Here is an 11,501-nt window from a genome sequence, read left to right on the forward strand (position 1 = left end):
CCATGGGCCGCCTGTTCTTACCGTTCGCCCTGCTCGCGCTGCTGCTGTTCTCCGCGGCGGCCGCGGCGGCGGCGCTCAGCGACGCCGACCGCGTCTGGCTGGCCGATCACCGGCCGATCCGCATCGGCATGATGGATGGCTGGCCGCCGTTCGATTTCGTCGATGAACGCGGCCGCCCGCGTGGCATCGGGGTGGACCTGGTGGCGCGCCTCAACCGGCAGTTGGACGGGGCGCTGGAGCTGGTGCCGGGTCCGTGGAAGCCGCTCTACGACGATACCGTCGCGGGTCGCCTCGACGCGGTCCTCGACATCACCCCGAAGCCGGAGCGGGAGAAACTCTTCGAATTCACCGCCCCCTACCTCAACGTGCCACACGTCATCGTCGCGCCGCGGGATGCCCCCTACATCGCCTCCGAGAAGGCGCTGGCGGGCAAGCGGATCGCCCTGGAGGCGGGCTTCGCCAACGTCGGTCGCTTCCGCGAGCAGTACCCCTCGACCACCGTGCTGGAGTACCCCGACACCGCCCACGCCCTCGACGCGGTGGCCCGCGGCGAGGCGGACGCCTACGTCGGCAACCGGGCGGCGGCGATCTATCTGATGCACCGCGAGGTGATCGCCAACCTGAAGGTCCACGGCCGCACCGAAGGGACCTCCTCGGTGCTCGCCATCGGCGTCCCCAAGGGGCACACGCGGTTGCGCGATCTGCTGCAGCAGGCGCTGGACGCGGTGGGCGAGGAGGAGATGCAGGCGATCCTCGCCAAATGGGCGGGCGAGGAGGGCGCGCGCGCGCGGGCGGTGACCTGGAGCGCCGCCGAGCAGGCGTGGCTGGCCGCCCATCCCGGCCCCTACCGGGTCGGCGCGGAGCGCGACTGGCCGCCGTTCGACTTCGTCGACGGCGGCCGCGCCACCGGCTACTCCAACGAGTTGCTGCGGCTGGCCGCGGCGAAGGCGGGGCTGCCGCTGGAGTTCGTCCACGGCTACACCTGGGTGGAGCTGATGAAGCGCTTCGAAGCCGGCCAGCTCGACATCCTGCCGGCGATCTACAAGACCCCGCAGCGCGAGGCCAAATACGCCTTCACCCAGGGCTATCTGAGCAACCCCTCGGTACTGGTGATGCGCCGCGGGGACTCGCTCGAGGGACTGGACGAGCTGAAGGGGCGGCGGGTGGCGGTGGTCGAGGGCTACTCGATCGCCGAGCTGATGGCGCAACGCCATCCGGGGATCGTTCAGCATCCGGTGGCCAACGCCTTGGAGGGGTTGAAGGCGGTCTCCTTCGGCCGCGCGGATGGCTTCGTCGGCAGCTTCGGAGTGGTCAACCATCTGTTGCGCGAGAATGCCATGCCCAACCTCCAGGTGGCCGGCGAGGTGGCGCTGCAGGGCGGTGACGAGACCACCCTCTACATGGCGGTGGCGAAGGAGCGCGCGCCGCTGCGCGCGGTGCTCGACCGGGCGCTGGCGGCGGTCACCCCGGAGGAGCGCAACGCCCTCTACCGCCGCTGGCTGCTGCCGCTGGAGACGCAACAGGCCAAGGCGCGTCCGGCGGAGATCGGGCTGAGCGCGGACCAGCGGGCGTGGCTGGAGGCCCACCCGACGATCCGTCTCGGTGTCGATCCCGTCTGGCCGCCCTTCGAGTTCTTCGACGAGGAAGGGCGCTACAGCGGCATCTCGGCGGGCTTCGTCGACGAGGTGGCGCGGCGCCTCGGGGTGGAAATGGCGCCGGGGGAGCCGCGTCCCTGGAGCGAGGTGTTGGCCGCCGCCAAGGCCGGTGAGGTGGACCTGCTGCCGATGGCCACCCCCTCCGAGGAGCGGCGCCGCTACCTGCGCTTCACCCGCCCCTACATCTCCTTCCCGGTGGTGCTGGTGACCCGCCGCGACGCCGATTACGTAGGCGGCATCGGCGATCTCAAGTGGCGCCGGGTGGGGGTGGTGGAGGGCTACATCACCCACGAGGGGCTGGTGCGCGACCACCCGGAGGTGGTGGCGGTGGCCTTCGACTCGGTGGCTGCGGTGCTGCAGGCGGTGGAGGCGCGGCAGGTGGACGCCGGCCTGCTCAACCTGGCGGCGGCGACCCACGAGATGAAGCGGCTGACGCTCAACGAAACGCTGAAGGTGGCGGCGCCCACCGAATACACCTTCGACCTGGCGATGGCGGTGCGCAAGGATTGGCCGGAGCTGGTGGCGATCCTCGACCAGGCGCTCGCCGCCATCGACGAACCGGCCCGCGTCGCGATCAAGAACCGTTGGGTCAACGTGCAGTACGCCTTCGGTCTCGACTGGCACCGGGTGGTGCTGTGGGGCGGCGGCGGTGCCGCGCTGCTGCTCACCCTGATCGCGGTGATCGGCTTCTGGAACCGTCGGCTCAACCGTAAGGTCCACGAGCGCGAGGAGGCGCTGCGCGCCCAGGCCCGCGACCTGCGCCTGCGGGTCGAGGAGCAGACCTGTCTGTACGCCTTCTCCTCGCTGCTCGACCGGCGCGACTGGCCGCTGGAGGCGGTGTTCAGCACCGCGGTGGCGCTGCTCCCCTCCGGCTGGCAGTACCCCGAGATCGCCCGCGTGCGCATCGCCTACCGCGGGCGTGAGGTGGTCGGGGAGGGGTATCGGCGCACCCTGTGGGTGCAGACGGCGCGGGTGCGGGTGCGCGGCGAGGTGGCGGGAGAGATCGAGGTGGTCTACCTGGAGCGGCGCGCCGAATGCGACGAGGGACCGTTCCTGCGGGAGGAGCGGACGCTGATCGATGAACTGGCCAAGCAGTTGGGGGCGGCGATCGAACGGCGCCTCGACGACGAGGCGCTACGCGAGCGCAGCGAGGACCTGGAACGCCAGGCCAAACTGGTGTTGGAGACGGTCACCGAGGGGATCTTCGGCATGGACCGCAACGGGCGGGTCACCTTCATCAATCCGGCGGCGGCGCGGTTGCTCGGCTTCACCTCCGGGGAACTGCTCGGCGAGGAGATCCACGCGCTGATCCATCACCGTCACGCCGACGGCCGACCCTACCCCCACGAGGAGTGCCCGATGTACCTCACCGCCCGCGACGGCAAGCCGCGGCGGGTGAGCGAGGAGCTGTTCTGGCGCAAGGACGGCAGCGCCCTGCCGATCGAGTACGCCACCACCGCGCTGCTGGTGGCCGGCGAGACCCGCGGCGCGGTGGTCAGCTTCCGCGACGTCACCGAGGAGCGGGCGGCGCACCAACGCATCGCCGACCAACTGGAGTTCCAGCAGGCGCTGATCGACACCGTCCCCTATCCGCTTTTCTACAAGGGAGCGGACTCGCGCTTCATCGGCGTCAATCGCGCCTTCGAGGAGACTCTGGGGATCGACCGCGGGCAGCTGATCGGCAAGCGGTCGGTGGGGCTGGAGCATTTGCCGCAGGCGGATCGCGAGCATTGTCAGCGCGAGGACGAGTGGTTGATCGCCGAGGCCGAGAGTATCGCCAAGGAGATGTCGATCCCGTTCGCCGACGGCGAGCTGCACGACACCCTCTACTCGGTTTCGGGTTTTCGCCTGAGCGACGGCAGCCCCGGCGGCCTGGTCGGCGCCTTCGTCGACCTGCGCGAGCACAAGCGGGCGCAGCAGGCGGCGCTGGAGGCGAAGGAGGCGGCCGAGGAGGCGACCCAGGCGAAGTCCGACTTCCTCGCCAACATGAGCCACGAGATTCGCACGCCGATGAACGCGATCATCGGCATGTCCCACCTGGCGCTGCAGACCGACCTCTCGCGCCGCCAGCGCAACTACATCGAGAAGGTCCACCGCTCGGCCGTGTCGCTGCTCGGCATCATCAACGACATCCTCGACTTCTCCAAGATCGAGGCCGGCAAGCTGGACGTGGAGACGATCCCCTTCCGCCTGGAAGACGTGATGGACAACCTCGCCAGCCTGGTCGGGATGAAGGCCGAGGAGAAGGGGGTGAAGCTGACGTTCCGGCTGCCGCCGGAGCTGCCCACCGCGTTGGTCGGCGACCCGCTGCGCCTCGGCCAGGTGCTCACCAACCTGGGCAACAACGCGGTCAAGTTCACCGCGGCGGGGGACGAGATCGTGGTCGGGGTGGAGGTGCTGGAGAGTACGGACGAGGCGGTGCTGCTGCGCTTCTCGGTGCGCGACTCCGGCATCGGCATGAGCGCCGAGCAGCAGGCCAAGCTGTTCCAGTCGTTCTCCCAGGCGGATGCCTCGACCACCCGCAAGTACGGCGGCACCGGACTCGGCCTGGCCATCTCCAAGCGGCTCACCGAGCTGATGGGTGGCGAGATCGGGGTGGTCAGCGCGCCCGGGGCGGGGAGCACCTTCCACTTCACCGCGCGGCTCGGTCTGCAACGGGGCAGCGTGCCGCGCAGGCGGCGGGTGGAGGGAGAGCCGGGCGGGCTGCGCACGCGGGTGGTGGACGACAACGCCAACGCCCGCCGCGAGGCGGCGCTGGAGGGGCTGACCGCACTGCGCGGGGCAAAGGTGCTGCTGGTCGAGGACAACGAGATCAATCAGGAGCTGGCCCTCGAGCTGCTGACCGCCAACGGCCTCAGCGTGGCGGTGGCGAACAACGGCCACGAGGCGCTGGAGTGGCTGGCTCGGGAGCCGTTCGACGGCGTGCTGATGGACTGCCAGATGCCGGTGATGGACGGCTACACCGCCACCGCCGAGATCCGCAGGCGGCCCGAGTGGGCGGAGCTGCCGGTGATCGCGATGACCGCCAACGCCATGGCCGGCGACCGCGAGAAGGTGCTTGCGGCGGGGATGAACGACCACATCGCCAAGCCGATCAACGTCAACGAGATGTTCGCCACCATGGCTCGTTGGATCACGCCCTCCGTGGAGGCGGGCGTGGTGGCATTGGCGGAGGGAGAGGGATCGGCGTCGGGATCCGGCGAGAATTTGGCAGAGATCGGGTTGCCGGAGTTGGTGGGGATCGACGTCGAGGCGGGGCTGACCACTGCGCAGGGCAACCGCAAGCTCTACCGCAAGCTGCTGCGCAAGTTCCGTGACGCCCAACGCGGCTTCGACCAGACGTTCCGTGCGGCGCTCGGCGACGAAGACCCGAGCGTGGCGGAACGGCTTGCCCACACCCTCAAGGGGGTGGCCGGCAACATCGGCGCGCGTGGCGTGCAGGAGGCGGCGAAGGCGCTGGAGATGGCCTGCCGCGACGAGGGCGGTTCGGTCGAGGAGCGGCTCACCGCGGTGGTCGATGCACTCCGCCCGGTGATCGCCTCCCTGGAAGGGCTCGACCAACCGGGGCCAACGACGGCCGCCGTCGGCGAACTGGACGTGGCGAGGGTCCGGGAGCTGCTCGGGCGGCTGCGTGGGCTGCTCGAAGAGGACGATACCGGCGCCGGCGTGGTGATCGACGAACTGGCGCCGCTGCTGGTCGGCGGTGTCCACGGCGAGGCGCTGAAGGCGGTGGCCGGCGAGGTCGACGCCTACGATTTCGAGGCCGCCCTGGACGCCCTCGAACGTCTTGAGAAGGTACTTTCTTAGGAGGTGACGGCGCGCCTTTCTGCCGACACGAACAAGGGGGCCAACCGTCCCCATCTCCCCCGGCGGCGATCGCCGCCGGGGGAACGGATAACCAAGCGAGGGATCCTCCCATGAGCGAGCTGCTGGAAAAACAGACCATCCTGGTGGTCGACGACACCCCCGAGAACATCGACGTGCTGAGCGGCGTGCTGCGCCCCGACTACAAGGTGAAGGCGGCGCTGAACGGCGAGAAGGCGCTGAAGATCGCCGCCGCCACGCCCAAGCCCGACATGATCCTGCTCGACATCATGATGCCCGGCATGGACGGCTACGAGGTGTGCCGGCGGCTCAAGGGCGACCCCGCCACGCGTAAGATCCCGGTGATCTTCATTACCGCCAAGAGCGAGGTGGAGGACGAGCGGATGGGACTGGAGCTGGGCGCGGTGGACTACATCACCAAGCCGATCAGCCCACCCATCGTGCAGGCGCGGGTGCGCACCCAGCTCGCCCTCTACGACCAGAACCGCGAACTGGAGCGCAAGGTGGCCGAGCGCACCGAGGAGCTCAACCGCACCCGCCTGGAGGTGATCCGCCGGCTCGGCCGCGCCGCCGAATTCAAGGACAACGAGACCGGCCTCCACGTCATCCGCATGAGCCACTACGCGCGGCTGATCGCCGAGGCGCTCAACGTCGGCCACGATTGGGCGGAGCTGGTGTTCAACGCCGCGCCGATGCACGACATCGGCAAGATCGGCATCCCCGACCACATCCTGCTCAAGCCGGGCAAGCTCGACGACCAGGAGTGGGCGGTGATGCGCAAGCACCCCGAATTCGGCGCCGCGATCATCGGCGACCACCCCTCGGAGCTGATGCGCATGTCGCGCGAGATCTCGCTGGCCCACCACGAGAAGTGGGACGGCTCCGGCTACCCGTCACGACTCGCCGGCGACGCCATCCCGCTCTCCGGCCGGATCATCGCCATCGCCGACGTTTTCGACGCGCTGACCACCGAGCGCCCCTACAAGCGGGCATGGACGGTGGAGGAGGCGGTGAAGCTGATCGACGAGACCAGCGGCGCCCATTTCGATCCCACCCTGGTACCGGTGTTCCACGAGGTGCTGCCGGAGATGCTGGAGATCAAGGAGCGCTACGCAGAGAACCCGGCGCTGGCGCTGGAGCTGCCGGATGATTAGCCCTTTCCGACGCAGGGCGGTGAAACGCGGAGACGCAGCGTAGTCCCGTAGGTCGGCGCTACCGCGCCGACGCGAACGGGGGCAGCGGAGTCAGGCTCGCCGAACCCCTTGCCGAATCCACCGACCCTCCCGCCGCGAACGATCTTTTTGTGAAAAAGAGTTGACAGCCCCTGCCCTGATCCACATAATACGCGCCTCTTCCAACGCGCCAGTAGCTCAGTTGGATAGAGTACCTGGCTACGAACCAGGCGGTCGGAGGTTCGAATCCTTCCTGGCGCGCCATATTTGGCAAAAAAAGCAAAGGGTTAGCTGTCGTTAGGCGGCTAGCCCTTTTCTTTTTGCCGACCCATTATTCGATCCGTTTGCCGACAGGCCCTTTTTGCCGACGGATTGCCCCGTCAACGTCGGGGTCTCGGCGACCCCCCGATCCACGATCTTCTCCACCGCTTCGATCAGCTCCCACAACTCGGCCGCGGAGTAGTGGGTGGTGATGTCGCCGTTGGCGTGGCCCAACAGCGCCTTGCGGGTCTCCACGGGCACCTTCGCGCCCCTCAGGCGCCTCCCGAAGGTGTGGCGCAGGTTGTGGACCCCCTTGAGGATACCGGGCTCCTCGGGCAGCTCGGCGGCCTCCCAGGCGCGCCTCCAGGCGCTGGTGCGAAGCTTGCCGAGCCCACGTCCCTTGTAGGTGAAGACGAACTCGGGGTGAACCCCGCGCCGCGCCTCCACCACCCTCCGGGCCTCCTGGTTGAGGACCACGATCCGCTCCGTGCTGGTCTTGGTCATCGACTCCGGCAGGATGAAGACCGAGGTCTCCAGGTCCGGAATCTCTGCCCCTCCCACTCCCAGCGGAGCTGGCAGACCTCCTGCTCCCGGCATCCGGTGTTCACGGCGAAGAGCGCCGCTTCCTCCAGATGGGCCGGAAGCTCCCCGAAGAGCCGGTCCTGTTCCGCCCACGACAGGGGATAGGGCTTCGCCTGCTTCCCCTTGGTGGACAACCGGCTCAGTCGCGGCGGGGCCTGTCGCAGCCAGGGCGTCCCTTCCTCGCTCCGCCAGACCCGCGCCGCCCGGTTGAGGACCGCCGAGACGACGCCGATCCCGTTGTTGATCGACTTGGGCGCCTTGCCGCGCCCCGTCTCATGGTCCACATACGCCTTGAGGGTGCCGTCATGGACCTGTTCCAGCGGCCTCCGCCCGAGAAAGGGGAGGAGCTGGTCCAGGTGCATCGCCACCGTATCGGCGGAGGACTTGTCGGCGATCTCTTCGAGATACCGCAGAGCGGCCTCCTCGAAGGTGTAGAACCCCTGGTCCTTCCGCCGCGCTTCGTCCTTGAGTTCGGCCAAACGCTGGATCAGGTAGGCTTCCGCCTCAGAGCGGCTAGCCTTTCCCGTGCTTTCGTGGAGCCATCCACTTTTGCACTCCTTGCAGCGCTTCTCGATGTGCCAGATACCGCCCCTGAGGCGGAGCCCCGGCATTTTGTTGCGTTTCGACATAGGTCGTCCTCCAGTCTTTCGGCCTTCAGACGACGTCCGTTGCACCGTATATATTCATCCACCCACGCATCCAGTTCAAGCCGGTCGAAGGCGATGGACTGCCTGCCGAGGGGGATTTCGGTCACGTAGGGGCGCACCGCCTCGTTGAATCTGTGGCGATCCATGCCCAGGTAGTCGGGCGCGTCCCGCATCCGGATCAGGCGAGGCGCGATCCGGGGGCGGGACTCCGCCGTGAAAGGGCGGTGACCGGTGTCGTCGTCATTGAGGCTTCTGTTCATGGCGACAGCTTCCCCCATCCGCCGTGGGCGGTTCCTCGCGTCCCCCTCGTGTCGCAGCCCCACAAGAAAAAGCCGGTCCCCGGAAGGGAACCGGCTTGACCCGTTGGCCGCGTTTTTCAGCCGCCGGGCGGCTTCGGTCGCCGGTGGCGACGGGCGCTCAGCTCCAGCCGGATGTTCTCCAGGCTGGTTTGCGCCGCTTGCCGCTCGGGTGAGTCCGGCGCCGTCTGCGCCATCTCTCCGGCGATCCGCCGAAACAGCGCGCTCAGCTCGCCGTCCCGTTTATCCCGGAGGTCTGAAGGGGTGAAAAGCTTGCACATCCTTGTTCTCCTTTTCGTGCGTCAGGCCCCGCCCATCGGGGCCTTTCCCGCTTGCCCCCCGTCACCGTCATTGGCGGGAAAGGGCCGTGGGCGGGAGGACGCAACGCACCGGGAGGAGGAGAAGGCTGAAAAGCAGTGAACCCCGCCGCCGTTGGGAGACGGGACGCGGCGCGGAGGTGCTGTGGTGGGAGCCGGGGAGGGCCGCAGGCCGGAACGCTCGCCGAGAGAGAAAGCAGAAGCGGTTGTGGGGCGCCGGAGGCGGCTGCCGAATCGCCGGGCGCGGCTACCGGAAAACGTGTTGCTAACGAATTATTAATACCTAGGGTTGTACTATGGAAATTGTGGGGATAAGTGCAGAGGAGGGACGCAATGCAGATCAAAGTGAAGGGGGAAATGACCATCCACGAAATTCGCCGGGCGCTGTTTGAGAAGCAAGCTGCGGGAGGTCGAGGACGACTTCTCCGTGCGCTACTCGCGAGGCGCCTCCCTCTACCTCAATCCGACCAACGGGTTCGGCGACGAGGTGGAGGCCCGGAACGGGCTGGGCCAGAAGATCGACCGCCTCTACAGCGACGGGCCGTACCGCTCCGCCGCCGAGGAGTTCTCGATCTAGCCGGAGTGGCCGTTTGGAAAGGAGGTGTGGACCGAAATGCAGATACCTTGTTACGTGGACCTGAGACAGGCGCGGATGGTCCTGTCGGAGATCGGAATCGAACTGTCGGAGCGCCAGATGAAACGGGCCTCCGAGACTGACGGGCGGGGACGCCGCAAGCTCCCGTTCTTCGTCGATCCCATCGACAAACGCCTGAAGATCGAGAAAGGGACGCTGGTGAACATCTACCGCAACCTCCAGGAAGAAGCCCAGCAGCTCCTCTTCCTGCTCGACTGCGGTTACGACCTGGAGGATGCCCTGGACCGCTACGACGAGGTTTGCCTCTACGACGGCACCGCCTCCGACTACGCCGCCGAACTGGTCGAAGAGTGCTATGAGCTTCCCGACAACCTCCGCTTCTACATCGACTACGACGCCATGGCCCGCGACATGAAGATCAACGGCGAGATCGCCGAACTCCGTTACGACCGGATCGTCACCAACGCCAACGATTTCTGATCCCGGTGGCCGGTCCTCGCCTCCAGGCGAGGGTCGGTCTTTATCCCCGCCCGTACCATGTCCCTTTGCCCTTCCCGTGCTGGACGAGGTGGTGGTCTTTTACCAGCATTCGGAGGTGCTTTTTTATGGTATTGCGGTTGGCGCCGGTGAGGTGGAGAAGTTGCCCGATAGACAGGTGTCCGTGGGCTTTGGCAAGTTCGAGTATCTGGACCGACAGATCGGGCAGGGATTCGATCAATATCCGCTCGCGCTGGATTTTTGCCTCCAGCCGCTGCTTCTGCTTTTGCAGTGCGCGCAGGAAGTAGACGACCCACGGCTGCCAGTCGGGGGCGTCCTTTCGAATGGTGGTTTGGGTGGCGCGCAGCGCCAGGTAGTATCCCTCCTTGCTCTGCTCGATGACGCTCTCCAGTGAGCTGAACGGTACGTAGGCGTAGCCGGAACGCAGCAGGAGGAGGGTGGTCAGGACTCTTGAGAGCCTGCCGTTGCCGTCCTGGAAGGGGTGGATTTCCAGAAAGACGACGGTGAACAGGGCGGCGATGAGGATAGGGTGGAGGGCGTTCTCCTCCAGTGCGTCCCGCGTCCAGGACACCAGCTCCGCCATGCGTCGGGGCGTCTCGAACGGTGTGGCGGTCTCAAAAACGACGCCGATCTCCCGCCCTTCGGCGTCGAAGGCGCTGACGTGGTTATGGGTGGTCTTGTACTCCCCTCGGTGTCGTTCGTCTTTGGCGCTGTAACGCAGCAAATCGCAGTGGAGTTGCCGGATGTGGTTTTCGGTCAGTTCAATGGCGTCGGCATGGGCGAAAATCGTCTCCATGGCCTCGGCGTATCCGGCCACCTCCTGTTCGTCGCGGGTGTCGAACTTTTTGATCTCCAGGCGACCGAGCAGGTCGGCCACCTCCGAATCGGTGAGTCGGCTCCCTTCGATGCGCGTGGAAGAGCCGATGCTCTCGATGGTCGCCACCCGGCGCAGCGCCGACAGACGCTCGGGGGCCAGCGTGCCCAGCGCTCTCCAGGCGCCCTTGAACTCGTCCAACTCGGCGATGAGGGCGAGGATTTCTGGGGTGATGGTCAGGGTGGCGGTGTTAAGACTCATACCCATATGAATACCCATAAATACCCAAATAGGCAAGAGTATTCGGCATACCCGCAAAATTACCCATAAATACCCATATATTGGCGGTGGGTTGACCTACGGAGAAGCCGTGGCGTCCTTCGATTGGTAAGCGAAGGAGGTCTCCCTGGCAATGTTTTTACTCCGGGGTCTGAGGGTCGGTGTCTTTATCTCGCGAAAGGTGCTGCGCGATTATTCGCTCTTTCTGTTGTGCGAAAATTCGCGTTTCGTGTCGAACGAAAAATCGCGCTTGCGGCAAGATTTCATCCATCCCTGGATGTTATGGCCTGAAACCAACAACGAAACAAGCAGATAGTGGAGTTATTGAATCGCGGTCAGGAGCAGCGGTTCACCGTATCCCTCCAGGGCGGCACCCGCCTCCTTGAAGTAGCGGGTCCAGAAACCCCGTATCCGCTGAAGCTTCTGGGAGTCGCGGTAGAGGTTCCCGTCCGCCAGCCAGCCGCCGCCGATGAGGTAGACCTTCACCCCGCCGAGATCGGCGATCATCCCCGCCTTGCGTACCTTCGCCAGCTCGGTCTCGGGACCGATCAGGCGGAGGG

9 protein-coding genes and 1 tRNA gene are annotated in these 11,501 nt (G+C 66.6%); 5 read left to right on the forward strand and 5 right to left on the reverse strand.

Annotation, left to right across the window (positions count from 1 at the left end; genetic code table 11):
• Nucleotides 1–2: 2 nt before the first annotated feature.
• The 3 genes from ACYQ2W_RS12745 to ACYQ2W_RS12755 all read left to right on the forward strand — a co-directional run bounded on the left by ACYQ2W_RS12745 (nucleotide 3) and on the right by ACYQ2W_RS12755 (nucleotide 6,916).
• Nucleotides 3–5,462 (forward strand): transporter substrate-binding domain-containing protein, encoded by a 5,460-nt coding sequence (locus ACYQ2W_RS12745; RefSeq protein WP_459867467.1) that lies wholly within the window; start codon nucleotides 3–5, stop codon nucleotides 5,460–5,462.
• A gap of 110 nt (nucleotides 5,463–5,572) precedes the next feature.
• Nucleotides 5,573–6,634 carry a response regulator gene (locus ACYQ2W_RS12750; protein ID WP_459867470.1) on the forward strand — a complete coding sequence of 354 codons (1,062 nt, stop codon included), beginning with the start codon at nucleotides 5,573–5,575 and terminating at the stop codon, nucleotides 6,632–6,634.
• Nucleotides 6,635–6,839: 205 nt separating this feature from the next.
• A tRNA-Arg gene (locus ACYQ2W_RS12755) sits at nucleotides 6,840–6,916 on the forward strand.
• A 33-nt stretch (nucleotides 6,917–6,949) separates the two neighbouring features.
• Here ACYQ2W_RS12755 and ACYQ2W_RS12760 read toward each other — a convergent pair.
• The 3 genes from ACYQ2W_RS12760 to ACYQ2W_RS12770 form a co-directional block, all read right to left on the reverse strand.
• Complete coding sequence (locus ACYQ2W_RS12760; RefSeq protein WP_459867473.1) at nucleotides 6,950–7,417, reverse strand: tyrosine-type recombinase/integrase; 468 nt, start codon at nucleotides 7,415–7,417, stop codon at nucleotides 6,950–6,952.
• Nucleotides 7,414–8,124 carry a hypothetical protein gene (locus ACYQ2W_RS12765; RefSeq protein WP_459867476.1) on the reverse strand — a complete coding sequence of 237 codons (711 nt, stop codon included), beginning with the start codon at nucleotides 8,122–8,124 and terminating at the stop codon, nucleotides 7,414–7,416. The genes ACYQ2W_RS12760 and ACYQ2W_RS12765 overlap by 4 nt, the downstream gene beginning before the upstream one ends.
• A 394-nt stretch (nucleotides 8,125–8,518) precedes the next feature.
• The gene (locus tag ACYQ2W_RS12770; protein ID WP_459867479.1) at nucleotides 8,519–8,719 is read right to left on the reverse strand and encodes a hypothetical protein; all 201 of its coding nucleotides are present in this window, start codon (nucleotides 8,717–8,719) and stop codon (nucleotides 8,519–8,521) included.
• 424 nt (nucleotides 8,720–9,143) lie between these two features.
• Between ACYQ2W_RS12770 and ACYQ2W_RS12775 the strand changes: the two genes are divergently transcribed.
• Together ACYQ2W_RS12775 and ACYQ2W_RS12780 are read left to right on the forward strand one after the other, a co-directional pair.
• Complete coding sequence (locus ACYQ2W_RS12775; RefSeq protein WP_459867481.1) at nucleotides 9,144–9,332, forward strand: hypothetical protein; 189 nt, start codon at nucleotides 9,144–9,146, stop codon at nucleotides 9,330–9,332.
• 36 nt (nucleotides 9,333–9,368) lie between these two features.
• Entirely contained in the window at nucleotides 9,369–9,830 is a 462-nt protein-coding gene (locus ACYQ2W_RS12780) for an antirestriction protein ArdA (protein WP_459867483.1), read from the forward strand.
• Between the two features lie 40 nt (nucleotides 9,831–9,870).
• Here the strand turns inward: ACYQ2W_RS12780 and ACYQ2W_RS12785 are convergent, their stop codons facing one another.
• Nucleotides 9,871–10,923 carry a Fic family protein gene (locus ACYQ2W_RS12785; RefSeq protein ID WP_459867485.1) on the reverse strand — a complete coding sequence of 351 codons (1,053 nt, stop codon included), beginning with the start codon at nucleotides 10,921–10,923 and terminating at the stop codon, nucleotides 9,871–9,873.
• A 339-nt stretch (nucleotides 10,924–11,262) separates the two neighbouring features.
• Nucleotides 11,263–11,501: hypothetical protein (locus ACYQ2W_RS12790; protein ID WP_459867488.1), on the reverse strand; the 239-nt coding region annotated here is incomplete at its 5' end.

The organism is Endothiovibrio diazotrophicus (assembly GCF_054657215.1).

Coding starts and splice junctions, on each gene's coding strand:
- ACYQ2W_RS12745 (WP_459867467.1), top strand. CDS start 3: ATGGGCCGCCTGTTCTTACCGTTCGCCCTGCTCGCGCTGCTGCTGTTC.
- ACYQ2W_RS12750 (WP_459867470.1), top strand. CDS start 5,573: ATGAGCGAGCTGCTGGAAAAACAGACCATCCTGGTGGTCGACGACACC.
- ACYQ2W_RS12760 (WP_459867473.1), bottom strand. CDS start 7,417: ATGACCAAGACCAGCACGGAGCGGATCGTGGTCCTCAACCAGGAGGCC.
- ACYQ2W_RS12765 (WP_459867476.1), bottom strand. CDS start 8,124: ATGTCGAAACGCAACAAAATGCCGGGGCTCCGCCTCAGGGGCGGTATC.
- ACYQ2W_RS12770 (WP_459867479.1), bottom strand. CDS start 8,719: ATGTGCAAGCTTTTCACCCCTTCAGACCTCCGGGATAAACGGGACGGC.
- ACYQ2W_RS12780 (WP_459867483.1), top strand. CDS start 9,369: ATGCAGATACCTTGTTACGTGGACCTGAGACAGGCGCGGATGGTCCTG.
- ACYQ2W_RS12785 (WP_459867485.1), bottom strand. CDS start 10,923: ATGAGTCTTAACACCGCCACCCTGACCATCACCCCAGAAATCCTCGCC.